Consider the following 23417-nt stretch of genomic DNA (forward strand, 5'->3'; position numbering starts at 1 on the left):
GTCGACATGAAGTTGCCTACCGCACGTGCGCAAGCCCTGGGCATGCACCTGGTGCTGATATTGGTCACTGGCCTGCTGGCCAGCCAGCTGCTGGTCGCCAATCCGGCACCGTCGACACCCGCACCGGTTTCCCCTGACTCTGCTTCTGTTTCCGAATCAGCCACCCCCTGGGGTGGCGACTATTTCCCCAACACCCTGCTGACCGACCAGGACGGTCGGCAGGTGCATTTTTTCGATGACCTGATCAAGGGCAAGGTGGTGGTGATCAACTTCATCTTCACTTCGTGCAGCGACTCCTGCCCGCTGGAAACCGCGCGCTTGCGCCAGGTGCAGAAGCTGCTCGGCGACCGGGTCGGCAAGGACATCTTCTTCTACTCCATCAGCATCGACCCCTTGAGCGATACGCCTGCCGTGCTCAAGGCCTACGCGCAGCGTTTTCAGGTCGGGCCGGGCTGGCAGTTCCTCACCGGGGAATTCGCCGACGTCACCGAGCTGCGGCAAAAACTCGGGCTGTTCATCGAAGGTGTCGACAACGGCCGCAGCAAGGACCACAACCTGAGCCTGATCGTCGGCAACCAGCAAACCGGTCGCTGGATGAAAGCCTCACCCTTCGAAAATCCGTGGATCCTGGCTGATCAATTGGCCAATACCTTGCATAACTGGAAACAACCGAGCATCGGCGAAAGCTACGCCAATGCCCCCGAAATCCGCCCGCCGAGCAACGGCGAAGAATTGTTCCGCACCCGTTGCGCGTCGTGCCACAGCCTCGGGCCGATGGACGGGCAGGGCATCGGCATGCGCAGCATTGGTCCGGACCTGGTCGGCGTGACCCGCCAGCGCGATCCGGCCTGGCTGAACCGCTGGATCCGCGAGCCGGACCGCATGCTGGCCGAGAAAGACCCGATTGCCACGGCGTTGTTCGAGCGCTTCGACAAGATCCCGATGCCCAACCTGCGCCTGGACGAGCGCTCGGCGCAGTCGATCATCGAGTTCCTGCAGGCAGAAACCGACCGCCAGCAGCCGCTGCCCGCACCCCTGGCCATCGGCGCTGAAGAACCGCAACACGGCCACGCGATCGCGGCACCGGACAAGGCGCAGGTGCAATAGTGGCAAAATAGTTTTATTGGGCAGCCAGTGACGGTCAATGCCACCTACACTGATCGGGAATGCGGCTGAAAAACGCTTGTTTCAAGCTATCAGGATCTCCCATGCAGATGCTGGAAACACCCAAAGTACCTGCGCCGGACAAGCCGGCATCAGAGGGCAAGGATTGGCGTCCCCCGTTCAACCTGGTGCGCTGGTTTTCCTTGGCGAGCTTTTTCATCATTGCCGGCGTGGCATTGGGGCTGGGCTACATTTCCACGCGTTTCGTGGTCGAGGAGAGCATCGAGCGCGACTCCATGCTGACCGCGCAATTCGTGCAAGCCATTGGCGAAGCCGAAATTCGCCACGCCTCGATTTCGCCGAAGCGGACCATGGGCGAAATGCTTGACCCGCGCACCGACGCAGCCTATCCCGACGTCGACCCGGGCGCCCGTGCCACGTCCCGTATCGAGTTTCTCGATCATGTCGAGCACCTGCCGGACATTCTGCTGGCCACGGTGTACGCCCTGGACCGCACCGTGGTCTGGTCCACCAACCCCGAGCTGATCGGTGTGCGCATCGAAAATGACGAGGAACTCGACGAGTCCTTCGAAATGAAGGAAGCGGTGTCCACCAGCTACCACGAAATCGACGAGGAGCGTCCCGAGCAGCGACTGCTGCATGAGCCCCAATACCTGTTCGTCGAGAACTACATTCCGATGTTCAACGCCGACAAAAGCAAAGTGATTGCCATGGTCGAGATCTACAAGGAGCCGGTGGACCTGGTCGAGCGTATCCAGCGCGGGTTCAGGGCGATCTGGCTGACCACCCTGCTCGGCGGTGCGGCCATCTACCTGGGATTGTTCTGGATCGTGCGCCGGGCGGCCCTGTTGTTGCAAAGCCAGCAGAAACAACTGGTCGCCAACGAAACCTTCGTCGCCCTGGGGGAAATGTCCTCGGCGGTCGCCCACAGCCTGCGCAATCCGCTGGCGAACATTCGTTCCAGCGCCGAACTGGCCCAGGAAATCGCCAACCAGACCGCGCAGAAGAACATCGGCGACATCATCAGCCAGGTCGATCGCATGTCGCGCTGGGTCCGTGAGTTGCTGGTGTCTTTGCGCCCGGTCAACGACGACCACGAAACCGTCGACCTGGTGCTCGCCATCGACGACACCCTGAGCGCCTTCACCCCGCAGATCCAGCGTTCGAACGTCGAGGTGCGCTTCACGCCCATCACAGTTCCACCGGTCGTCAGCCAACAGGTGTTGCTCACGCAAATTCTCAATAGTCTGTTCGCCAATGCCCTGGAAGCCATGCCCAAGGGCGGCGTACTGAGTATCGATATTGAAACACCGGCAGCCGGCCAGGTGCGCATGATCCTCAATGACACCGGCAAGGGTATGACCCCGCAGCAACAGCAAATGGTCTTCAAACCGTTTTTCACCACCAAACAGGGGGGGTTGGGCGTGGGCCTGGCCCTGGTCAAAAGAATAATGGAGCGATTCGAAGGCTCGGTCGAACTGACCAGCCGAGAGCAGGAAGGAACCCGCGTGTGTCTCAATTTCAAAGTGGCAACGGGAGGGGAATATGGAGCACAGCATACTGCTGGTCGAGGATGATGAGTTGCTCGCCGAGAATATCCAGACCTACCTGGAACGCAAGAACTTCGAAGTGACCGTCTGCCACTCGGCCGAAGACGCACTGTCGCAGTTGAGCACCTTCGTTCCGGATGTCGTGCTGACCGACAACTCGTTGCCGGGCATGAGTGGTCACGACCTGATCCAGAAGCTGCGCATCAGCGCGCCGGATCTGAAAGTGATCATGATGACCGGCTACGGCAATGTCGAAGACGCCGTGGTGGCGATGAAAGAGGGGGCGTTCCACTACGTGACCAAACCTGTGGCTTTACCAGAGCTCAAGCTGCTACTGGACAAGGCCCTGGCCACCGACCGCATGGAACGCACGCTGTCGTTCTATCAGGAGCGTGAAGCGCAGAAGTCCGGGGTGCAGGCCTTGATCGGCGAATCGGCGCCGATGGTCTACCTCAAGGGCACCATCGCGCAGTTGCTCGACGCTGAGCGGCGCATGGCCAACACCGATCTGCCGCCGGTGCTGGTGGAAGGCGAGACCGGCACGGGCAAGGAGCTGGTGGCGCGGGCGCTGCATTTCGACGGGCCGCGCAGCAAGGGGCCATTCATCGAGTTCAACTGCGCCTCGATTCCTTCCAACCTGGTGGAGTCGGAGCTGTTCGGGCACGAGAAGGGCGCCTTCACCGATGCCAAGGACCGTCGCCTGGGGCTGGTGGAAGCGGCTGATGGCGGCACGCTGTTTCTCGATGAAATCGGCGAAATGGACCTGATACTGCAGGCCAAACTGCTGAAACTGCTGGAGGACCGGACCATCCGCCGGGTCGGTTCGGTGAAGGAGCGCAAGGTCGACCTGCGGGTGATCAGCGCCACCAATTGCAACCTCGAGCAAATGGTCCAGCAGGGCAAGTTCCGTCGCGATCTGTTCTTCCGCCTGCGCATCATCTCGATCAAGGTGCCGCGCCTGTATGCCCGGGGCGAGGACATCCTGCTGCTGGCCCGGCACTTCCTGGCAACCCATGGCAAACGCTACGGCAAGCCGCACCTGCGTTTCAGCGAACAGGCCGAAGAGATGCTGCTCAACTACACCTGGCCGGGCAATGTGCGCGAACTGCGCAACATGCTTGAACAGACCGTGTTGCTGGCACAAAACGACACCATTGCCGCCCACCAGTTGAACGTCTGCCTGAGCCTGGTGGACGAACCGGCGATGTTTACCCACGAGCTGCCGCCGATGGAGCCCCGTGCGTCCTATAACGGCAACGAGTCGATGAACCTGCCGGAAGTGGAGCGCGACATGGTGCGCAAGATGCTCGACAAGACCGACTGGAACGTCACCAAGTCCGCACGGCTGTTGGGCCTGAGCCGCGACATGCTGCGTTACCGGATCGAGAAACTCGGCCTGGCGCGCCCGGACAAGCGGCAGTGGTAATGAGCAGTTGCAGGGCCGGCATGTGGCGAGGGGATTTATCCCCGTTGGGCCGCGGAGCGGCCCTCAGCGTCCATTCAAACAGACCGAGTTGTTCGGGATTACGACTGCTTCGCAGCCGAACGGGGATAAATCCCCTCGCCACAAGCGGCCTTGTTACAAGGCCGGGTTCTGACCGCTGAGGCAAGCCAGCATGCACGTCGGGTCGAGGACCTCCTGGTTCACGTAGACGCCATGTTCGGCGTCGTAGGTGCGAATGAACACGCGAACGGTGGTATCGGCCACCGTTGGCAATCGGGAATCGGAAAACACGTGCTGGCTCGAAACCGGAGTGAATGTCTGGGGAGACGTCGGGATGTACGATCCCGGTGGCACCGTGCTCAGGGTCGGCGGCACCGGATGGGCAAAGGGCTGGTCCGCTCCGTAGTAGTTGAATTCACTGCTTGATTCTTCGGTTTGCATCGCACTGTCGTCCGCCTGTGCGCAGCTGGCAGCCAGGCACAGGGCAAGCAATAGCGTGGGTACGGTTGTATTCATGGCAGCACCTGCGGCATCGGTTTTCGCGCATTTCCCCAAGGTCATTAACTATAGCGTTCCCGTGGGCGCGCGTCGGCGAGGCGCGTATTACACAATCGCAACAATGCTCCGATGGGTTGGTTTCCAGCCATGGACTAGACTCGGGCCGGTCAAACCCATACCCGATTCTGGAGCGTGCAATGGAAATGCCGACAAAACACCAGGCTATCGCCAGCAACCGCGATGCCTGGAATGATTCCGCCCGTCACCACAAGGACAGCTCTGAATGGCAGGCGCTCTGGCGAGCCGTGGAACACGCGGATTTTTCCTGCCTGGATGAAACACTGACCGGGGTCCTTAACCAGGTCGGCATCGACGGCAAGGACGTGGTGCAACTGGGCTGCAACAACGGCCGCGAAAGCCTGTCGCTGTTTGCCTTGGGGGCCCGCCATGTCGTGGGGGTCGACCAGTCCGCGGCGTTTCTCGAACAGGCGCGGGAGCTGGCGTCACGCTCGCCCCATGGGCCTGAGTTCATCGAGGCCGACATCCACCACCTGCCACAGCCATTGCAGGGGCGCTTCGACGTCGCCCTGGTGACCATCGGCGTGTTGAACTGGATGCCGGACATCGGCGAGTTCTTTCGCCATGCGGCGCAAACCCTCAAGCCCGGTGGCGCGCTGGTGATCTACGAAACCCACCCGTTCCTGGAAATGTTCGACCCCGAGGCCGCCGATCCCTACAGCCTGGCCAGCTCGTACTTTCGCCGCGAACCCTTTGTCCAGGACCAGCCGATCGTCTACGAAGGCAAGGTCGAGGAACAGGCCGCGCCGTCCTACTGGTTTGTCCACAACCTGGGTGCGATTTTCAGCGGCGCCATCGAAGCGGGGCTGCAGATCAGCCATTTCAGGGAGTACCCGCATTCCAACCGCGAGGAACTCTATGACCGCTACCAGGCGCAGGAGGCGCAGTTGCCGATGTGTTTTACCTGGGTGGCGGTGAAGCGTTGATCCGGGGAGTGTTGAAGCTCGCGGGGCAGGTGCCCCCTCGTACTTGCCGTCCATACAGCAAGTACGAGGAGGGTTCACACCCGCGGTTTAACGCTTGTGCAACTTCCAGGCATCGGCAAAGGGTGCAGTGCCTTTGTCATAGGGCTTGAACACGGCCATATAGAACAAGCCGATGCCGATGACCACGGCGGCGGTGAGCAGGATGCCGTAGTTGCTGTACCAAGGGGCATCGGGCGTACGCGGCCAGGACATGTTGGCAATCGCCAGCAAGCCGTAGACCAGCGCGAGGATGTTCACGATCCAGCCCCACCCGCCCAGGGTGAACTGGCCTGCCGGTTTCCAGCCGCGAATCCGAGCGAACAGCGCCCCGCCCACGATCATCTGGAACGACAGGTAAATGCCGATGGCCGCGAAGCTGACGATGATCGCGATGGCGTTCTCCAGGAAGAAACCTGCACAAACGATCGCCGCCGGGATCACGCCGCAGGTGATCAGCGCTGCAGTCGGAACACGCGTGGTGGGAGAAAGGCGCTTGAGTACGCCGCTACCCATGACCATTTCGTCCCGGGCAAAGGAATACAGCAAACGACTGGCCGCTGCCTGCAAGCTGAGCACGCAGGACACGAAGGACACGGTGATCACCGCCGTCACGACCTGCCAACCGGTCGGCCCGAAGGCGTTGACCATGATGGTGTACATCGGGTCCTTGTCTTCACCGGAAATCACCTTGGCAATATCCGGAACCGCCAGGATCAATGCCAACGCGGCGAAGATCGCTGCACCACCACCGATGTAGATGGTCATGCGCATGGCCTTGGGAATACGCTTGCTCGGGTTCGGTGTCTCTTCAGCCACATCACCGCACGCCTCGAACCCATAGTAGAGGAACATGCCAGCCAGAGAAGCGGTCAGGAACGCCGGCCAGTAGCTGCCATCAATGCTGATGTCAAAGGTATTGAACAGTACCGAAAGCGGCTGGTGACGTTCGAAGATCAGCAGGTAGCCACCGATCACAATGGCGCCCAGCAGCTCGCAGATGAAACCGAACATCGCGACCTTGGCCAACAGCTTGGTCCCGCTCAGGTTCAGCACGGTGGCCATCACTGTCAGCGCCAGGGCGACCAGGGTATTGGTCACCGGGCTCGGCTCGAAGCCAAGCATGGCAGCGATGTAAGGACCGGCGCCCAGCGCTACGGCCGCAATGGTCACGCATAACGACACCGAGTAGATCCAGCCCACCATCCAGGCCCAGCGCTTGCCCACCAGGCGGCGTGCCCACGGATAAACGCCCCCGGAAATCGGGAATTGCGAAACCACTTCGCAGAAGATCAGGCAGACCAGCATCTGCCCCAGACCCACCAGCAAGTACGACCAGAACATGGGCGGCCCGCCTGCCGCCAGGCACAGACCGAAGAGCGTATAAACGCCCACGACCGGGGAAAGGTAGGTGAAGCCCAACGCAAAGTTTTCCCAGAGGCTCATGCTTCTTTCGAAGTTCGATGTATAGCCAAGCGCCCTGAGCTGGGCGGCATCGCTATCAGCTGCGGAAAATTCGGAACTGTTCATCTTGTTATCCTGAGGACATTGTCCTGTCGGCAGTTATTGTTTTTTTGCTGTGCTGACTTACAACTTGATCCAGGTCGCCTTCAACTCGGTGTACTTGTCGAACGCGTGCAGCGACTTGTCGCGACCGTTGCCCGATTGCTTGAAGCCACCGAACGGTGCCGTCATGTCGCCGCCGTCGTACTGGTTGACCCAGACGCTACCGGCACGCAGTGCGCGGGCGGTCAGGTGAGCCTTGGAAATGTCGGCAGTCCACACGGCAGCGGCCAGGCCGTACGGGGTGTCGTTGGCGATATTGATGGCCTCTTCGACGGTGTCGAAGGTGATCACCGACAGCACCGGCCCGAAGATCTCTTCCTGGGCAATCTTCATGGCATTGCTGACGCCGTCGAAAATGGTCGGTTCGACGTAGGTGCCACCGGTTTCCTGCAGGGTGCGCTTGCCGCCCACCAGCAGTTTGGCACCCTCGTTGTGGCCGGCTTCAATGTAGGACAGCACGGTGTTCATCTGCTGGGTATCAACCAGGGCACCGACGTTGGTGGCCGGGTCCAGCGGATTGCCCGGTTTCCAGCCCTTGAGGGCTTCGAGCACCAGCGGCAGGAATTTGTCCTTGATCGAACGTTCCACCAGCAGGCGCGAGCCGGCGGTGCAGACTTCGCCCTGGTTGAAGGCGATGGCGCCGGCTGCCGATTCGGCCGCAGCCAGCAAGTCCGCCGTATCGGCGAACACGATGTTCGGACTCTTGCCGCCGGCTTCAAGCCAGACGCGCTTCATGTTCGACTCGCCGGAGTAGATCAGCAGCTGCTTGGCTATCTTGGTCGAACCGGTGAACACCAGGGTGTCGACGTCCATGTGCAGGGCCAGGGCCTTGCCGACGGTGTGGCCGTAGCCTGGCAGCACGTTGAGCACGCCGGCCGGAATCCCGGCTTCGATCGCCAGCTGGGCAATGCGGATGGCGGTCAGCGGGGATTTTTCCGACGGTTTGAGGATGACCGAGTTACCGGTCGACAGAGCCGGGCCCAGTTTCCAGCAGGCCATCATCAACGGGAAGTTCCACGGCACGATGGCGGCGACCACGCCGACCGGCTCGCGGGTCACCAGGCCAAGCTGGTCATGGGGGGTGGCCGCGACTTCGTCGTAGATCTTGTCGATAGCCTCGCCGCTCCAGCTCAGCGCCTGGGCCGCTTGTGGCACGTCGACCGCCAGCGAATCGCTGATCGGCTTGCCCATGTCCAGGGTTTCCAGCAGGGCCAGTTCGTTGGCATTGGCTTCCAGCAGCCCGGCAAAACGAATCATGACCTGCTTTCTGTCCGCCGGCGCCAGGCGCGACCAGACACCCGAGTCGAAGGTGGCACGGGCCACCTCGACCGCGCGATCGGCGTCAGCAGCCGAGCAGCTGGCGACCTGGGTCAGCAGGCGGCCATCGATCGGGCTCAAACAATCGAAGGTTTGCCCCTCGATGGCATGGGTGTAGTCCCCACCGATAAACGCGCGTCCTTCTATCTTCAGGGCCTGCGCGCGAGCTTCCCAGGTACCAAGTGTTGGATTCGTCATGACGTGCCATTCCTCTGTGTCGGTGCCAGTACCGCTCCAGGCGGATTCCGGAGCTAGGCTTTTATTAAACATATGAAACCATATCTTATGGTTGTTCTTCTGCCAAACAGCAGGTCGCTTTTATCTAAAACCGACATGAAAGTGCCTGAATTTTGGCTGGTCCTGGCTTTTTTGTTGCGCGATAGGCTGGATATGACTAAAAGAAACCTGGTTTCATATTTTTTGTGGCGGGTAGATGACTCAACTGAATAAAGTGAACCGCCTTTCCCTGCTGCAGGTCAGTCAGGAAGGCAAGCCCGAGGAAGTGGCACGCCGGTTGATCGAGGTCATCGAGCTGGGCCTGATTGGCGTGGGCGAACAATTGCCCAGCGAAAGCGAGCTGGCGACCCGCTTCGGCGTGGCTACCGTGACCTTGCGCGATGCCCTGGCCATTCTTCGTCAGCGCGGTGTTGTCGCCACCAAACGCGGCAGAAACGGCGGCAGTTTCGTCTGCGCCCCCGTGGAAGTTTCCGATGAGTTTCTCAAGGCCAGGTTGAGCGCCATGAGCTCGCTGGAACTGCGCGACCTCTGCGACGAACAAATTGCCATTTCGGCGACCGCCGCAGGCTTGGCTGCCAGCCGATCTTCCAGTGCCCAGCACCAACGTCTGGAAAACTTCGTCACGGCATTGCAGGACGCCTCCACCCGAAGCGAGCTTCGTCGGGCGGACGCTCGATTCCACATCGAAATTGCCGTGGCCGCGCAATCGGTGCGTCTGACCCACGCGGAAATGCGTCTGCAGGCCGAAATGGGCGAGCTGCAATGGATCTCCACGACCGACGTTCACAAACGTATTGCCATTGATGGGCACCGGGCCATCCTGCAGGCCGTGATGGCCGGCGAATCCAATCTGGCCCGGGCCCTGACAGAAGCCCATGTCAAAGACGGTATAAAGCGCCTGATGGATCTGCGCTTTTCCCTGCTTGGGCAGCAAGAGAGCGCATCCCGATGAGCACGATGGAAAAAAATGACGAGCTTCGCCAGTGCACCCAGCGCCTTGAGGACATCCTCTGCAAGGTGTTCGAGCAACTCGATACGCTGGCCGAAGAAGTGGTGACGGTCTGGAGCGCGCTTGACGCCGAAGGCAAAAAACCAACGTCGAAGGACCTGGCTTTTTTACAACCGACCATCGAAGAACGCCTGTCAGGAAACGATAACTATATTCATGGGACCGGTGTCGTGCTGGAACCGGGGGAGCTCGCCGATCAAGAGCTGTTCCTGGAATGGTTCTACCGCCCCTCGAGCGGAAAAGTCGCCCCCATGATGCTGAACTTCAACCGGCAAAGCGAAAGCTTCTACAACTACCAGGGCATGCCTTGGTTCACGCGCCCCAAGCTGACGGGCGAGGCTTCGGTCGAAGGGCCGTTCGTGGATCTCTATGGCACCGAACTCTACATACTGGCGTTCTCCGTGCCGATTTTCGCCGGCGGACATTTTGTTGGCGTCGCCGCGGCGGATATCGCCCTGCACGAATTCGATCAACTGCTCACCCGTTGCCTGCTGCACATGAAGAACGAGGCATTCATCATCAACGGCGAAGGCCGGATCGTCGCGGCCAATTCGGCGAACTGGTTCGTCGGCAACATGGCCAGTCCCCCTGCTGCCGCGAGGGTACACAAGCTCAAACCGCTGTCGATCGAGTGGTCGCTGGTTGAGCTGCCGGTGCCGCGATAGGTCGCTGCATGCCTGGGCAAAACTGTTTTCCGACTCTCCCACAACAGCAATAATCGAAGAGGAAATACCATGCAGCGGATATCACTACGCATCGCCAGCATTCTTGCCTTTGTGTTGTTTGCCCAGTTTTCGATTGCAGCGGACAAACAGAACACCCTGGACGTCATCAATGCTTACATGAGCGCGTGGAACAAACACGACCCGGACGCGGCGGCACAATATTTTGCCGAGAACGGGGAGTTTCTGGACGCCTCGGTAGGGGTGCCTAAAGTCGGCAGGGAAACGGCCAGGGTCGAAGTCATCAAACTCTTTATCGATGCGGTGCCCGACCTGAAGTGGCAGATGGTTGGCCAGCCGGTCATCGACGGCGACAACATTGCCTTTGAATGGCAGTTCGACGGCAACAATACCGGTGCCTGGGCACCTGAAACGCCGGCAACCAACAAGCCGTTGTCTTTCAAGGGCGTCAGTTTCATTCGGTTGAAGGACGGCAAGATCGCGACGCAGCATGATTATTATGATGCGCTGTCGTTCAACAAGCAGCTGGGTTGGTAATTCAAACACTGCCTGGAAAAAAACGAGCCCATTGGCTGGGCTCGTTTTTACAATTCAAGATCCGTGGTGCCTACAACAAACTGGTGAGCTTGAGTGCTGCACAAAGAGCCCGCGGCGTGATCACCGCATCTGCCGGTAATCATGCTCAGGGTGTGGCACTGGCAGCCCGGGAATTGGGCATTGATGCAACCATTGTCATGCCTGCCACGACGCCGCAATTGAAAGTGTCAGGCGTACGCAGTCGCGGGGCCGAGGCACTGCTGCACGGTGAAAGCTTTCCGTTTGCTTTGGTCTATGCGCTGGAGTTGGCACAGCAAACCGGCAGACCCTTATCGCAATCGATTCTGGTGCCAATATCAATTTTGACACTTTGCGTCACGTGGCTGAGCGCGCTGCATTGAGTGAGGCGTCGGCGTGATGGCGACTTCACCATACGTTTGGGTTGGAGTTGCTTAAGGCCGGCCTCGGCTTCTTAAAATAGCCGGGTGATTTCATTCAAGATCCGATCCTGGGTTTGGGTGCTTGGTCTATGGCGATAAGCCACTGCAAAAAATGCAACGCCTTCGTAGTCGCAGCGAATCGAAAAAGTCATACCTTCACGCAACCCATAGACTGATCTTTCTCCTGCTTCAACAAAGTATTTCGCTTTTGCAAGAGCTGCTCTGGCGTGCTCCAGACAGCCATTTTGGCTAAGTGAGTGTTGTAGCCAGCTCGTAGTGATTCGCACAGACGAAGTCTCGCTGTCATCGATAGGTGGGCGAGTTATTTCATTGGCAGCGTTCTCATCGCTGGTGCAAGCGGTCAACCCCATGGAGATTACACCCAGAAAAAAAACAGACCGAGCTCGCGAATGCTTGAGTGGATTTCGCATCGTGGAACGCACCTTTGACGATCTGCAATGAATGAAGGGCAATTACTTACGTAATAGCGGGTTTATGATCTTTTGCTACTTATGGTCAGTCATTGCGATTGGAAGCGTCGTTCGGTTTCATTCCAAAGGGCCGCGCTGGGCCGAAATCGGCAACGGACAAGAACCATTGCAGGCCGCTATCCTTGAGCCCAGGCTCATCAAACGGGTTCTCCCATGCTTGAAGTCCAGGGTGTCTTCAAAAGCTACCCCACCCCGCAAGGCCCATTGCCGGTGCTGCAGGGCGTCGACCTGAGCCTCAAGCCCGGCAGCAGCCTGGCGCTGATGGGCGAGTCGGGCAGTGGCAAGAGCACTTTGCTGCACCTGATCGCCGGGCTGGACAAAGTCGATCGCGGCAGCATTCGCAGCGGCGGGCAGCGGCTGGAGCAGATGAACGAAGGGCAACTGGCGAGTTGGCGACGTACCGAGATCGGCCTGGTGTTCCAGCAGTTCAACCTGATCGGCAGCTTGCGGGTGGAGGATAACCTGGCGTTTCAGGCGCGCCTGGCCGGGCGCCATGATCCGCGCTGGCAGGCGCATCTGGTGCAGCGCCTGGGGTTGGGCGATTTGCTGCGGCGCTATCCCGAACAGCTCTCCGGCGGCCAGCAACAACGGGTCGCATTGGGCCGCGCACTGGCGTCGCAACCGAAGTTGCTGTTGGCCGACGAGCCCACCGGCAGCCTCGATGAAGCCACCAGCGCCGAGGTGCTGAAGTTGCTGCTCGAGCTGCTCGACGACAGCCCGACGACCCTGCTGATGGTCACTCACAGCCCCAGCGTTGCGGCGCGAATGGCCGAAAAGGTGGTGTTGCACGGCGGTCGACTGGCGGCCGTGGGCAACGGCTGAGATGCGCATTTTTCGCCAGACCCTGCGCGCGCTTCTTAGTCATTGGCGACAGCACCCGGTGCAGTTTTTCAGCGTGCTGACCGGGCTGTGGCTGGCCACCAGCCTGCTCACCGGCGTGCAAGCCCTGAACAGTCAGGCGCGGGACAGCTATGCCAAGGCCAGCCAGCTGATCGGCGGCGAACCCCAAGCCAGCCTGAGTGCGCCAGGCGGCGGGACTTTCTCCCAGCAGTTGTTTGTCGACCTGCGCCGCGCCGGTTGGCCGGTGTCGCCGGTGTTGCAGGGGCGGCTGACGCTCAAGGGCCATGAGGATCAGCGCCTGCAACTGATGGGCATCGAGCCCGTGTCGTTGCCGGCCGGGTCCGAGGTGGCGGGGCGGGCGTTGGCCATTGAGGAGGTTGTGGCGTTCTTCACCGCGCCGGGCAGCACCTGGATTGCGCCGCAGACCCTGCAGTCTCTGGGATTGGCCCAGGGCGATCGGCCACAGGCCTTGAACGGCCAGGCCTTGCCGCCCCTGCGCGCCCAGGTGGACATGGCGCCGGGTGTGCTGCTGGTGGACATCGGTTTTGCCCAGCAGGTTCTCGGGTTGCCCGATCAGTTATCGCGTCTGCTGCTGCCCGGGAATTTCACCGCGACACTGCCCGATTCGTTCAAGGGCCAACTTCAGTTCAAGAGCAGCGGCGAAGAAAACAATCTGGCGCGCCTGACCGAGAGTTTTCACCTGAACCTGGACGCCCTGGGGTTCCTGTCGTTCGTGGTCGGCCTGTTTATCGTGCATGCCGCGATAGGCCTGGCGCTGGAACAGCGGCGTGGATTGCTGCGGACCCTGCGCGCCTGTGGGGTCAGCGCGCGAATGCTGATCGTCTGCCTGGCTGTCGAACTGGGCGCCCTGGCCTTGATCGGCGGCGTGGCCGGCGTCGTCAGCGGTTACCTGCTGGCCAGTGTGTTGTTGCCGGATGTCGCTGCCAGCCTGCGTGGGTTGTACGGTGCCGAAGTGGCGGGGCAGTTGAGCCTGAGTCCGCTGTGGTGGTTCAGCGGCGTCGGCCTGAGCCTGCTCGGCGCCGCGCTCGCCGGTGCCAACAGCTTGTGGCGGGCCGCGCGTTTGCCGCTGTTGGCCCTGGCCGATCCGCAGGCCTGGCATCAGGCCCATGCGCGCTGGCTGCGCCGCCAAGGTTGGGTGGCGGCGATTGCGTTGGGCATTGCGTTGCTGGCATTACTGCGCGGTGACAGCCTGGCCAGCGGATTTGTGCTGATGGCCGCGCTGTTGCTGGGCGCCGCGTTGGCGTTGCCGGTGGTACTCAATGCGGTGCTCAATGGGCTGACGCGGCGCACGACTTCCGTGCTCGGCCAGTGGTTTGTCGCCGATTGCCGCCAGCAACTGCCGGCCTTGAGCCTGGCGCTGATGGCGTTGTTGCTGGCCCTGGCGGCCAACATCGGTGCCGGCAGCATGACCGCCGGTTTTCGCCAGACCTTCAGCAACTGGCTGGAACAACGGCTGACCGCCGAGCTCTACCTCAATCCGCAAAATCCGGCCCAGGCCCGGCAGATGTACGACTGGCTGCAGCAGCAACCGCAACTGACGGCGGTGTTGCCCAACTGGCAGGTCTCGATTCAATTGCAGGGCTGGCCGGCGGATGTGTTTGGCGTGATCGATCACCCGACCTATCGTCAGCACTGGCCGTTGCTGGAAGCCTTGGGCGACAAACCCTGGGACAGCCTGGCTGCGGACGACGCGATGATGCTCAGCGAGCAGCTGGCGCGACGCTTGAAGGTCAAGCTCGGCGACCGCTTGACGATCGCCACGCCCAACGGTCCCTGGTCGCCCCGCATCGTCGGGATCTATGCCGACTATGGCAACCCGAAAGGCCACCTGCTGGTTAACGTCAATCACCTGCTGCGCGGCTGGCCCCGACTGACGCCGAACCGCTTCAACCTGCGCATCGAGCCGGCACTGATCACGCCGTTCGTGAGCGCGCTGCAAGCGCGTTTTGCGCTGGAGGACAGTCGCATTGTCGATCAGGCCCGGCTCAAGGGGTGGTCGACGCAAGTGTTCGAGCGCACCTTCGCCGCCACCGCCGCGCTCAATAGCCTGACCCTGTGCGTGGCGGGCGTGGCGTTGTTCATCAGCCTGCTGACGCAAAGCCAGAGTCGTCTCGGGCAACTGGCGCCGCTGTGGGCGCTGGGGGTGACGCGCCGGCAACTGATGCTGCTCAACCTCGGGCAAACCTGGTTGCTGGCGGTGCTGACGCTGGTGTTGGCGTTGCCCCTGGGCATCGCGTTGGCCTGGTGCCTGGACACCGTGATCAACGTCCAGGCGTTTGGCTGGCGCCTGCCGCTGCGGGTGTTTCCCCTGCAATTGCTGCAGTTGATGGGGCTGGCGTTGTTGGCGACGCTGCTGGCGTCGGCGTGGCCGCTGTATTCGCTGTATCGCACGCAACCGGCGGATCTGCTGAGGACCTTTGCCCATGAGGATTAAGCTCGGGCTATGCCTGGTCGTAGCGTTGCTCGCCGGTTGCGGTCAACCGACGCCGGATGAAAAGGGCTTCGCCGGCCTCGGCAATCAAGCGTCCGCTTTTACCCCGGTGGTGACAGGGCGGGTGTTCAGTTTTGCAGCGGACCACGGCCCGCATGATGGCTTTCGCATCGAATGGTGGTACATCACCGCCAACCTCAAGGATGAGCAGGGCCGCGAGTTCGGCGCGCAGTGGACGCTGTTTCGCAGTGCCTTGAAAGCCACACCCGAGACATCTGGCTGGGCGAACCAGACGATATGGCTGGGCCACGCGGCGGTGACCTCGGCCTCGGTGCATCACGCCGCCGAGCGTTATGCCCGTGGCGGCGTGGGACAGGCCGGCGTGAACCTTGCGCCGTTCCAGGCGTGGATCGACGACTGGCGTTTGAGTAGTCAGGCCAAGGGTGCCGATCCTTTGGCCGACCTGCAACTGAGTGCCAGCGACAAGGCCTTCAGCTATCAACTGCGGCTGACCGCGAACCGACCGCTGGTGCTGCAAGGGGACAAGGGTTTCAGTCAGAAATCCGAACAGGGCCAGGCGTCGTATTACTACAGCCAGCCGTTTTTCCAGGCCAGTGGCACGCTTTCGATCGACGGCAAGGCGTTTCAGGTCAGCGGCCCCGCGTGGCTCGACCGGGAATGGAGCAGCCAGCCCCTGACTGCCAACCAGAGCGGTTGGGACTGGTTTTCCCTGCACCTGGACAGCGGCGAGCAGGTGATGCTCTATCGCATGCGGCAAAAAAACGGCGACCCTTACCTGACCGGCACCTGGATCGACGCCCAGGGCCAGACGCAAATGCTCAGCGCCGCCGACATCCACCTCACCCCGCAGGACACCGCCAAGGTGGCCGGGCGTTCGATGCCGGTGCGCTGGTCGATCAAGATTCCCGGCAAAGACCTTGATATCGTCATCAGCGCCCTGAATCCCAACGCCTGGATGGATTTGCGCATTCCCTATTGGGAGGGACCGGTGCGCTTGAGCGGCAGCCACGGCGGGCAGGGCTATCTGGAAATGACCGGCTATTGAGTCGGATCATCGCCAGCGGCGAATCGACCGCACAAGAAACCGCGAACACTCCCTGATCAGCGTCTATGCTCATTCCCACACACGGCGTCGGAGCTTGTTTCGACGCTGTTTGTCGTCATTGATCACAGGGAATGTTCTGCCTATGAAACTTCACGCACTGACCAAAGCTGTCACCCTTGCCACCTTGTTGTCCGCTGCCAGCCTCAGCGCCGTTGCCGCGGATATCCCGTTGTCTGCCGTCGTGGAAGCTGATGAAGTCAGCACCAAAGTCGTTTCGGTCGATGCCGCCAAGCATCAAGTGGTGCTTGAAGGGCCGGAAGGTCGTCAGGTGCATGTGCAACTGACCGACAAGGCGAAAAACCTTGGCCAGCTGAAAGCCGGCGACCAGGTTGACATCAAGGTCACCCGCTCCGTCGCCGCCTACCTCGACACCGATGTCGACAAGGGTTTGCCGGGCAGCTCGGAGAGTGCCGGCGAAGCGCGCAACGCACCCGGTAGCGTCCCTGGTGGCGAGGCTTATCGCCAGGTACAAGTCCAGCTGCAAATCACCGACATCGACCTGAAGAAAAACCAGGTGTCCTTTAAAAACCCGGCGGGGCAGACCAAAACCATTACTGTCGAAAAACCGGAAGTTCAGGCCAAGTTGAAGGACCTGAAAGTCGGGCAAAGCGTTTACGTGACATACACCGACATATTGCAGGTGACCAGCAAGTCCGGAAGTTGAGTGATCGACCATTGATTGTTCCTGTACAAATTTTTGTATAGGAACAATCAGTTTTGGCCGAACTAGTGGGTTTAAGTTGTTGGTTTCAATTGTATTTGAATTGACATCTTATAGAATATGTATCGGCAAATTTCATGTTTAAGTCGCGGACATATCCATAAACATCAATTAAAATACATCCCGTTCGCCCAGTGTCAGGGTTCTTTACCAGTGCATGGAATGCCGAGGCCATAGCACTGGGCGAACACTTTTCCCAAGTACGACTGCACGTTCAACACGAATGAAGGCGCAGTTGTTGTCTGCTCTGTACTATTCCCGGGCTTGAACTTGTAACTGACTGTTATGTGTTTTGCCCGCAGTCTCGAGATGGAGTGATGACGGCATGAAAATCCTGATGGTTTTAACGTCCCACGATCAATTGGGTAACACCGGCAAGAAAACCGGCTTTTGGCTGGAAGAATTCGCGGCACCCTATTACGCCTTCAAGGACGCTGGCGCGCAGCTGACCCTGGCCTCGCCCAAGGGCGGCCAGCCCCCGCTGGACCCCAAAAGCGACGAGCCGGATGCGCAAACCGAGGCTACCCGGCGCTTTCGCCAGGACCCTGCGGCTCAATCCGCATTGGCCTCTACCAAGGTACTGGGCTCGGTGAAGGCCGGGGACTACGACGCAATCTTCTACCCAGGCGGCCATGGACCGCTCTGGGACCTGGCCGAAGACCGTGACTCGATCACGCTCATCGAAGCGTTCTACAACGCCGGCAAACCGGTCGCGGCCGTCTGCCATGCGCCCGGCGTACTGCGCCATGCCAAGGGTGCCGACGGCCAGCCACTGGTCAAGGGCAAGCGGGTAACGGGATTCACCAACAGCGAAGAAGAAGCGGTACAACTGACCAAGGTCGTGCCATTTTTGGTGGAGGACGAACTCCAGGCCAAGGGCGGGATTTTTTCGAAGGGTCCTGATTGGGCGAGCTATGTGTTGACCGATGGCCTGTTGCTGACGGGGCAGAATCCGGCGTCTTCACAGGCCACGGCTGAAGCCCTGCTGTCAAAACTGAAATAAAGACACTGTAGGAGCCCGGCTTGCCGGCGAAGGCGCCCGATAGGCCAACGCAATGCTTGAGGGCGCCTTCGCCGGCAAGCCGGCTCCTACAAGGGTTGTCAGGGGTGGTTAGTGACGCAGGGCGGCTAGGCACTGCTCGATCGAACGCTGTTGCGTTTGTGCATACAGCTGCAGTTCATCAATCGTCGGGCGCCCCAGGGCTGTTTCGAACGCCTGCTGGTTGGCGTGCACGCCATAGTGGGTTTGCGCCGCATCCCCCAGGTTTGACTGGAAAATCCCCGCGGCGCTGACCGGCAGGAAATCCTCGTAGACCAGCGGTTCAACGCGCAGATACCCGCCGCTGACCAGGTCTTCGAGTGCCAAGGTTTTCAGTTCATCCGCCGCCAGGCCTTTTTCTGTCACAAAGTAGCGAAAGAACGCCAGTTCCTGTTGGCGCATGCCCTCATGGGTGTCAGGAAATTCGCTGAAGTGTTGCGCCATCAAGGCGTTGTAGCGCTCGGCGTTGGCTTCGTTGGGGAAATCCTTGAGTTCGTCCCGCGCGGCATTGAGCAAGCGGTCGTACAGCGCCCGGCCTTTGGGCGTCAGTGCGGCGCCGCGTTGTTCGATTTCACCGAAGCGGGCGCTGTGGCTGCCGCGAGTGTCGGATTGATCGGTGAACGCGACCGGTTCGTCGAGCGCCTTGAAGCTGGTCTGGCGCAGCAGGATAGGGCACTGCCGGCGCGGTGGGCCTTCGATCACCGCTTTGGGGGTGATGCCGTGCGCCGGCATCTGCGCCTGCACGATGTCGATGTCCAGGGTGCGCGGCGTCAGGTGATTGATGTGCGGGCCCTTGAACGCCACCACATCGGCAATCAGGCGATGCTGGGCGCTGAGCGTCTGATATTGCTCGGCGGTGACCGTGGCGCTGTGGTGCCAGCGGAAGGTTTCCAGGGCCTGTTCGACGAATGTCCCGGCTTCCTCTTCGGTCAAGCCGCCTTGGCTCTCGGCGCGATCGATGAGGGCCAGGGCAGTGGGGGTGAAGATCGAGCGTTGGTCCAGCACCGACTGGGCAAACGCCCGCAGCTCAGGGTCTTCGATCAGCTCCAGGCGCAGCAGCGAGGTGAAGACGCGGAACGGGCTGACCTGCAAAGAGGCTTCATGCACCGCGCGAAACGCCGTGGAATGCACCGGCACCCCGGCCGGGGTCAGGTCGTAATAACCCACCGGCTGCATGCCCATGACCGCGAACAGGCGGGCGAGGGTGGCCAGTTCAGCGGCGGTGCCGACCCGGATCGCACCATGGCGCTCAAGGTCGAGGCGCTCGATTTCCCCGGTGCTGTTCAAGCATTGCGCCACTTGCGGGTCGTGGTCCAGCACGTGGCGGTTGGTCTGTTCCACCAGTTCCATCAGCGCGCCGTACAGCGGCACTTCTTCGCGGTACATGTCGGACATCGCTTTGGAGAAGCGTTGGCGGATCAGGTCGGGGCTGACGAAGCTTCGAAGGCTCATGAACAAAATTCCTGGCGCGTTGACGTGAAGGATGGACGAAAAGATCGCAGCCTTCATCGACGCCGGCAAACGAAGTTTCTGACGAACTTCATTCTGCAAAGGACTGCCAGTTCAGTGCAGTCGTTGATCCTGTGGGCTTTCCGAACGCAGCGATGCCAAAAACTCCCGATACAGGCGTGCCGAACCGGCCGGCGCTTCGACCATCGGCATGTGCCCGATGCCTTCCCATATTTCCACCCGCAGATCCGCCAGGCCCTTGCTCCAGATGGCCACGCTGCTGACATCGATCAAGCGATCCTTGCGCCCCCATAGCAACAGCGCTGGCGCCTTGATCGCCGGCAGCCTGGGTTCCATGGGCGGGCTGGCGCGAAATTCGCGGAAGATTTCTTCCAGTTCGTCGCGGGCCTGTTGATAGCGATGGGCGACGGCATCCAGCACCACGCGCGGCACCCACGGTGGTTCGGCCATGGTCATGCCATAGAAATACTTGAATTCTTCCCGGGAGTGGATCAGGAACGGATTGTGGCCCTTGGCCAAATGCCGCTCCAGGTCACTGGGTTCTGGCGCAGTGACCCCGGCAGGGTCGAACAGGGCGAGCGAGGCGATGCGCTCCGGATAGTGGGCCGCCAGCCAGGCCGCGATGTAGCCGCCCATCGAGTTGCCGATGACATGGACCTTGTCCACCCCGCAGACATCGAGCAACTGGATCATGCGCTTGGCTTGCAAGGGAATGTCATAGCCGCCACCCGCCTTGAAGCCGGTTTCGCCATGCCCGGCGATGTCGGGAATGATCACCCGGTAGTTGCCGACAAAATGCCGGGCAAAACGCAGCCAGAGGTTCTTGTCGGCACTGAAGCCGTGGAGCATCAAGACATTGCTGGACGCCTCATACGGCCCGCCTTGCCAGGTCGAGACGGTCATTTCGGCGATGGGCACGACGATCTTGTGCAGTTTGTACAACTTGGCCTCGATGGCCACGCTCAAGTCATACAGCCAATAGCCGATGGCCGGGTAGCTCAACCAGCTCCAGGCGGCGAATACCGCGATAGCGACAACCAGTAAAAGCATCAGGCGTCTTCCTTCTATCTGATCAGGACACGATGTGATCCGCCGGTTTCAAGGTTCGGGTCAAGCGGTGAAAGCTGAAACTGAACCCGGGAAACATGGCAATCACATGACCGCTCTTGCTTTGATACCAACTGTGGCAGCCTCCTGTCTTCCACACGGTGCGTTCCATTTCCCTATGGATCATTTCAGTGTAGGTACGTTCTGCCTCGGGGCGTACTTCGATGCTGCGCAAACCGCGTGCTTTTATCGTGCGAATGCAATCGAGGATGTAGTTCATCTGCGATTCGATGATGAACAGCGCCGATGTGTGGCCGATCCCGGTGTTCGGCCCGGTGACGATAAACAGGTTGGGGAAGGCCGGCAGGCTGGTGCCGAGGTAGGCGCGGGGGTATTGCGCCCAGACGTCCTTGAGGCGGGTGCCGTTTTTTCCCGTTACGGGGTAGGAAATCACTCCGTCGGTGGCGTCGTAACCGGTGGACCAGATGATCAGGTCCAGGTCGATGTGCTGCCCGTCCTGCATGAGGATGCCGGTTTCATCGATGGCTTTGATGCCCTGTTCGCGGCTGTGCAGTGTCACGTTGGTGCGGCACAGCGCGGGGTAAAGGGTGCTCGACAGGATCACCCGCTTGCAGCCGAGCGTGTAGTCGGGGGTCAATTTTCGCCGCAGCTCGGCATCGGGCACCTGGCGCTTGAGCAAACGCAGGGCTTGCAGCTGGACCATGCGCACTGCCGGCCTTGAATATTTGAAGGCAATCACCCGGGTTTCAAACTGCCAGTAGATCATCCAGCGCAGCAGCTTGTACGCCGGCTTGAGCCCCAGCAACCAGCGCTGGAAACGGCCGAAGGTGCGGTCCGCCCGTGGCAGTACCCAATGGGGCGTGCGCTGGAATACATGCAGGTGCGCGACGTCCGGGGCGATCGCCGGAATCACCTGGGCCGCACTGGCGCCACTGCCGATGATGGCCACACGCTTTTGCCGGTAATCGTAGGAATGATCCCAATTGTTGGTATGAAAGGCTTTGCCCCTGAAGCGTTCCTGACCTTCAAAGTGCGGAACCACTGGTTGGCTCAGGGGGCCGGTGGCATTGATCAGGAACTGGGCATGAAACACACCCTTGGTGGTATGTACCGCCCAGCGTTTTTGTTCTTCGTCCCATGCCACACGCTCGACATTGGCCTGCAGTTCCACCTTGCCTCGCAAGCCGAAGTGCTCCACCACGTAACGGGTGTAGCGGTGCAGTTCAGCCTGTTCGGCGAACATCTGCGTCCAGCGGTAGGGGGCGAACGACAGCGAATAGAGCGGCGAGGGCACGTCGACCGCGGCGCCCGGGTAGGTGTTCTGGCACCAGGTGCCGCCGAAGAAGTCCCGGCGTTCAAGCAGGCGAAAATCGTCGATGCCGGCCTTGAGCAAATTGACCGCCGCGCACTGGCCGCCAAAGCCGCTGCCGATGATCAGCACTTGAAAGCTCTGCATGGGCCTCCTTTTCAACGTTGTGAAGCAATCCCTACCTTCATGTATAGCCGTTTCTGCGCCTGCAACGATTTGCCGATGACGGGAGCTCGTCCCGCCGGCCGGTGATGGCTATTTGCCGTTGCCCTGATAGACTTCGAGCACACCTGCAATCCCGGTGTGAACAGGTTTCGTTCTGTGGTCAGAGGTCCCAATGGGAAAGATGGGAGGAAAAGGACTTTCATTGGCCAGGAGGCTCTACACATCGCGAATCCTCGGCCTGGTGCTGGGTTTGATCTGCGTGAGCGTGGCGATGTACCCCTTGGACCCGGCGCCCTGGGTATGGGGCTTGATGCTGTTCAACGGCTTGCTCTGGCCGCACCTGGCCTATCAATGGGCGCGTCGGGGAAAGACGCCCTATCACGCCGAGCACCGCAACCTGTTGGTCGACGCGTTCATGGGCGGCTTCTGGGTCGCCGCGATGCAGTTCAATCCGCTGCCCAGTGCAACGACTATTTCCATGATGGCGATGAACAACGTGGCCATCGGCGGTTTGCGTTTTCTCCTGGTGGGCAGTGCGGCGCAGATTCTCGGGGTGTGCGTCGGCTGGCTGATCTTCACCCCGGCCTTCATCCCTGAAACCAGTCAGCTGCAGCTTTACGCCTGCTTGCCCCTGATGTGTTTTTATCCCATGGCACTGGGCTGGATCTGCTATCGCCAGGCCTATACCCTCGGCCGGCAAAAGCGTGAGCTGCTGGCCCTGAGCCGCACTGACAGCCTGACCGGCCTGCTCAATCACGGCGCCTGGAAGGATCAGTTGGAGATCGAGTTCCAGCGCTGCCAACGCCAGCATCAGGGCGGGGCCATCGCCCTGATCGACATCGATCACTTCAAGAGCATCAATGACACCTACGGCCACGTTGCTGGTGACATTGTGCTGCGTCAATTGAGCAAGATGCTCAGGCAGAACCTGCGGGCCACCGACGTGGCCGGGCGTTATGGCGGCGACGAGTTTTGCGTGATTCTTCCCGACCTGCCGCTGGGCAGTGCGGCCGTGGCCATGGACGCTTTGCGTGATCGTTTCGCGACACTGGGCTACGAGCAAACCCCGGCATTGAAAGTCAGTTTGAGCATTGGTTTGGCGGCCTTCAACGCACGCCACGCCGATGCGACGCTGTGGCTCAATGATGCTGACCAGGCGTTGTATGAGGCCAAGACCACGGGGCGTAATCGGGTTATCTGTTGCAGCAATGACCGGCCCCATCGCGAGCTGCTCGACTCGGTCTGACCCTCACCGCTGAACCCTTGTAGGAGCTGGCTTGCCAGCGAAGG

20 protein-coding genes and 2 pseudogenes are annotated in these 23417 nt (G+C 60.6%); 15 read left to right on the forward strand and 7 right to left on the reverse strand.

Annotation, left to right across the window (positions count from 1 at the left end; genetic code table 11):
- Window positions 1-6 precede the first annotated feature (6 nt).
- The 3 genes from HFK74_RS27010 to HFK74_RS27020 all read left to right on the forward strand — a co-directional run bounded on the left by HFK74_RS27010 (window position 7) and on the right by HFK74_RS27020 (window position 4101).
- Window positions 7-1107, forward strand: a complete 1101-nt coding sequence (locus HFK74_RS27010; protein ID WP_257230434.1) for an SCO family protein — start codon at window positions 7-9, stop codon at window positions 1105-1107.
- Window positions 1108-1208: 101 nt separating this feature from the next.
- The gene (locus tag HFK74_RS27015) at window positions 1209-2702 is read left to right on the forward strand and encodes a HAMP domain-containing sensor histidine kinase (RefSeq protein WP_180206158.1); all 1494 of its coding nucleotides are present in this window, start codon (window positions 1209-1211) and stop codon (window positions 2700-2702) included.
- Window positions 2671-4101 carry a sigma-54 dependent transcriptional regulator gene (locus HFK74_RS27020; RefSeq protein ID WP_008054578.1) on the forward strand — a complete coding sequence of 477 codons (1431 nt, stop codon included), beginning with the start codon at window positions 2671-2673 and terminating at the stop codon, window positions 4099-4101. The genes HFK74_RS27015 and HFK74_RS27020 overlap by 32 nt, the downstream gene beginning before the upstream one ends.
- A 153-nt stretch (window positions 4102-4254) precedes the next feature.
- Here the strand turns inward: HFK74_RS27020 and HFK74_RS27025 are convergent, their stop codons facing one another.
- Window positions 4255-4635: a hypothetical protein gene (locus HFK74_RS27025; RefSeq protein WP_180206159.1), complete on the reverse strand. Its 381-nt coding sequence runs from the start codon at window positions 4633-4635 to the stop codon at window positions 4255-4257.
- 179 nt (window positions 4636-4814) lie between these two features.
- Here HFK74_RS27025 and HFK74_RS27030 point away from each other — a divergent pair, with 179 nt between their 5' ends.
- A complete protein-coding gene (locus HFK74_RS27030; RefSeq protein ID WP_180206160.1) occupies window positions 4815-5621 on the forward strand; it encodes a bifunctional 2-polyprenyl-6-hydroxyphenol methylase/3-demethylubiquinol 3-O-methyltransferase UbiG in 807 nt (268 codons plus the stop codon).
- Between the two features lie 87 nt (window positions 5622-5708).
- On the opposite strand, the gene HFK74_RS27035 is transcribed toward HFK74_RS27030, so the two are convergent.
- On the reverse strand, window positions 5709-7187 hold the full coding sequence (locus tag HFK74_RS27035) for an APC family permease (protein ID WP_180206161.1): 1479 nt from the start codon (window positions 7185-7187) through the stop codon (window positions 5709-5711).
- 57 nt (window positions 7188-7244) lie between these two features.
- Complete coding sequence (locus HFK74_RS27040; RefSeq protein ID WP_180206162.1) at window positions 7245-8738, reverse strand: aldehyde dehydrogenase; 1494 nt, start codon at window positions 8736-8738, stop codon at window positions 7245-7247.
- A gap of 235 nt (window positions 8739-8973) precedes the next feature.
- Between HFK74_RS27040 and HFK74_RS27045 the strand changes: the two genes are divergently transcribed.
- From HFK74_RS27045 to HFK74_RS33310, 5 genes and pseudogenes are all read left to right on the forward strand, one after another.
- Window positions 8974-9729, forward strand: coding sequence for a FadR/GntR family transcriptional regulator (locus tag HFK74_RS27045; protein WP_180206163.1), 756 nt, complete (start codon window positions 8974-8976; stop codon window positions 9727-9729).
- On the forward strand, window positions 9726-10451 hold the full coding sequence (locus HFK74_RS27050; protein WP_180206164.1) for a cache domain-containing protein: 726 nt from the start codon (window positions 9726-9728) through the stop codon (window positions 10449-10451). The genes HFK74_RS27045 and HFK74_RS27050 overlap by 4 nt, the downstream gene beginning before the upstream one ends.
- A 69-nt stretch (window positions 10452-10520) precedes the next feature.
- On the forward strand, window positions 10521-11006 hold the full coding sequence (locus HFK74_RS27055; RefSeq protein WP_180206165.1) for an ester cyclase: 486 nt from the start codon (window positions 10521-10523) through the stop codon (window positions 11004-11006).
- 53 nt (window positions 11007-11059) lie between these two features.
- A pseudogene (locus HFK74_RS27060) lies at window positions 11060-11332 on the forward strand (pyridoxal-phosphate dependent enzyme); the annotation flags it as partial.
- Window positions 11329-11412: pseudogene (locus HFK74_RS33310) on the forward strand (hypothetical protein); the annotation flags it as partial. The pseudogenes HFK74_RS27060 and HFK74_RS33310, both read left to right, overlap by 4 nt.
- 66 nt (window positions 11413-11478) lie before the next feature.
- Here HFK74_RS33310 and HFK74_RS27065 read toward each other — a convergent pair.
- A complete protein-coding gene (locus HFK74_RS27065; protein WP_157295759.1) occupies window positions 11479-11817 on the reverse strand; it encodes a hypothetical protein in 339 nt (112 codons plus the stop codon).
- 273 nt (window positions 11818-12090) lie between these two features.
- On the opposite strand from HFK74_RS27065, the gene HFK74_RS27070 reads away from it, so the two are divergent.
- The 5 genes from HFK74_RS27070 to HFK74_RS27090 all read left to right on the forward strand — a co-directional run bounded on the left by HFK74_RS27070 (window position 12091) and on the right by HFK74_RS27090 (window position 18079).
- Complete coding sequence (locus HFK74_RS27070; protein WP_180206166.1) at window positions 12091-12759, forward strand: ABC transporter ATP-binding protein; 669 nt, start codon at window positions 12091-12093, stop codon at window positions 12757-12759.
- A gap of 1 nt (window position 12760) precedes the next feature.
- Window positions 12761-15232: an FtsX-like permease family protein gene (locus HFK74_RS27075; protein WP_180206167.1), complete on the forward strand. Its 2472-nt coding sequence runs from the start codon at window positions 12761-12763 to the stop codon at window positions 15230-15232.
- The gene (locus HFK74_RS27080; RefSeq protein WP_180206168.1) at window positions 15222-16295 is read left to right on the forward strand and encodes a lipocalin-like domain-containing protein; all 1074 of its coding nucleotides are present in this window, start codon (window positions 15222-15224) and stop codon (window positions 16293-16295) included. The genes HFK74_RS27075 and HFK74_RS27080 overlap by 11 nt, the downstream gene beginning before the upstream one ends.
- 142 nt (window positions 16296-16437) lie before the next feature.
- Window positions 16438-17019 carry a hypothetical protein gene (locus HFK74_RS27085; protein ID WP_180206169.1) on the forward strand — a complete coding sequence of 194 codons (582 nt, stop codon included), beginning with the start codon at window positions 16438-16440 and terminating at the stop codon, window positions 17017-17019.
- A gap of 382 nt (window positions 17020-17401) precedes the next feature.
- A complete protein-coding gene (locus HFK74_RS27090) occupies window positions 17402-18079 on the forward strand; it encodes a type 1 glutamine amidotransferase domain-containing protein (RefSeq protein ID WP_180206170.1) in 678 nt (225 codons plus the stop codon).
- 108 nt (window positions 18080-18187) lie between these two features.
- Here the strand turns inward: HFK74_RS27090 and HFK74_RS27095 are convergent, their stop codons facing one another.
- From HFK74_RS27095 to HFK74_RS27105, 3 genes are all read right to left on the reverse strand, one after another.
- On the reverse strand, window positions 18188-19567 hold the full coding sequence (locus HFK74_RS27095) for a VOC family protein (RefSeq protein ID WP_180206171.1): 1380 nt from the start codon (window positions 19565-19567) through the stop codon (window positions 18188-18190).
- 111 nt (window positions 19568-19678) lie between these two features.
- Window positions 19679-20635: an alpha/beta fold hydrolase gene (locus HFK74_RS27100; RefSeq protein ID WP_180206172.1), complete on the reverse strand. Its 957-nt coding sequence runs from the start codon at window positions 20633-20635 to the stop codon at window positions 19679-19681.
- Between the two features lie 22 nt (window positions 20636-20657).
- Window positions 20658-22109: an NAD(P)/FAD-dependent oxidoreductase gene (locus tag HFK74_RS27105; RefSeq protein WP_180206173.1), complete on the reverse strand. Its 1452-nt coding sequence runs from the start codon at window positions 22107-22109 to the stop codon at window positions 20658-20660.
- A 190-nt stretch (window positions 22110-22299) separates the two neighbouring features.
- Between HFK74_RS27105 and HFK74_RS27110 the strand changes: the two genes are divergently transcribed.
- Window positions 22300-23373, forward strand: coding sequence for a diguanylate cyclase (locus tag HFK74_RS27110; RefSeq protein WP_180206174.1), 1074 nt, complete (start codon window positions 22300-22302; stop codon window positions 23371-23373).
- Window positions 23374-23417: the final 44 nt, after the last annotated feature.

It is taken from the genome of Pseudomonas sp. SbOxS1 (assembly GCF_013416725.1).
In the GTDB taxonomy this organism is placed as follows: domain Bacteria; phylum Pseudomonadota; class Gammaproteobacteria; order Pseudomonadales; family Pseudomonadaceae; genus Aquipseudomonas.

What these genes read in the sequence shown, in the direction of transcription:
- HFK74_RS27010 (WP_257230434.1), top strand. Translation starts at nt 7, where the DNA reads ATGAAGTTGCCTACCGCACGTGCGCAAGCCCTGGGCATGCACCTGGTG.
- HFK74_RS27015 (WP_180206158.1), top strand. Translation starts at nt 1,209, where the DNA reads ATGCAGATGCTGGAAACACCCAAAGTACCTGCGCCGGACAAGCCGGCA.
- HFK74_RS27020 (WP_008054578.1), top strand. Translation starts at nt 2,671, where the DNA reads ATGGAGCACAGCATACTGCTGGTCGAGGATGATGAGTTGCTCGCCGAG.
- HFK74_RS27025 (WP_180206159.1), bottom strand. Translation starts at nt 4,635, where the DNA reads ATGAATACAACCGTACCCACGCTATTGCTTGCCCTGTGCCTGGCTGCC.
- HFK74_RS27030 (WP_180206160.1), top strand. Translation starts at nt 4,815, where the DNA reads ATGGAAATGCCGACAAAACACCAGGCTATCGCCAGCAACCGCGATGCC.
- HFK74_RS27035 (WP_180206161.1), bottom strand. Translation starts at nt 7,187, where the DNA reads ATGAACAGTTCCGAATTTTCCGCAGCTGATAGCGATGCCGCCCAGCTC.
- HFK74_RS27040 (WP_180206162.1), bottom strand. Translation starts at nt 8,738, where the DNA reads ATGACGAATCCAACACTTGGTACCTGGGAAGCTCGCGCGCAGGCCCTG.
- HFK74_RS27045 (WP_180206163.1), top strand. Translation starts at nt 8,974, where the DNA reads ATGACTCAACTGAATAAAGTGAACCGCCTTTCCCTGCTGCAGGTCAGT.
- HFK74_RS27050 (WP_180206164.1), top strand. Translation starts at nt 9,726, where the DNA reads ATGAGCACGATGGAAAAAAATGACGAGCTTCGCCAGTGCACCCAGCGC.
- HFK74_RS27055 (WP_180206165.1), top strand. Translation starts at nt 10,521, where the DNA reads ATGCAGCGGATATCACTACGCATCGCCAGCATTCTTGCCTTTGTGTTG.
- HFK74_RS27065 (WP_157295759.1), bottom strand. Translation starts at nt 11,817, where the DNA reads ATGGGGTTGACCGCTTGCACCAGCGATGAGAACGCTGCCAATGAAATA.
- HFK74_RS27070 (WP_180206166.1), top strand. Translation starts at nt 12,091, where the DNA reads ATGCTTGAAGTCCAGGGTGTCTTCAAAAGCTACCCCACCCCGCAAGGC.
- HFK74_RS27075 (WP_180206167.1), top strand. Translation starts at nt 12,761, where the DNA reads ATGCGCATTTTTCGCCAGACCCTGCGCGCGCTTCTTAGTCATTGGCGA.
- HFK74_RS27080 (WP_180206168.1), top strand. Translation starts at nt 15,222, where the DNA reads ATGAGGATTAAGCTCGGGCTATGCCTGGTCGTAGCGTTGCTCGCCGGT.
- HFK74_RS27085 (WP_180206169.1), top strand. Translation starts at nt 16,438, where the DNA reads ATGAAACTTCACGCACTGACCAAAGCTGTCACCCTTGCCACCTTGTTG.
- HFK74_RS27090 (WP_180206170.1), top strand. Translation starts at nt 17,402, where the DNA reads ATGAAAATCCTGATGGTTTTAACGTCCCACGATCAATTGGGTAACACC.
- HFK74_RS27095 (WP_180206171.1), bottom strand. Translation starts at nt 19,567, where the DNA reads ATGAGCCTTCGAAGCTTCGTCAGCCCCGACCTGATCCGCCAACGCTTC.
- HFK74_RS27100 (WP_180206172.1), bottom strand. Translation starts at nt 20,635, where the DNA reads ATGCTTTTACTGGTTGTCGCTATCGCGGTATTCGCCGCCTGGAGCTGG.
- HFK74_RS27105 (WP_180206173.1), bottom strand. Translation starts at nt 22,109, where the DNA reads ATGCAGAGCTTTCAAGTGCTGATCATCGGCAGCGGCTTTGGCGGCCAG.
- HFK74_RS27110 (WP_180206174.1), top strand. Translation starts at nt 22,300, where the DNA reads ATGGGAAAGATGGGAGGAAAAGGACTTTCATTGGCCAGGAGGCTCTAC.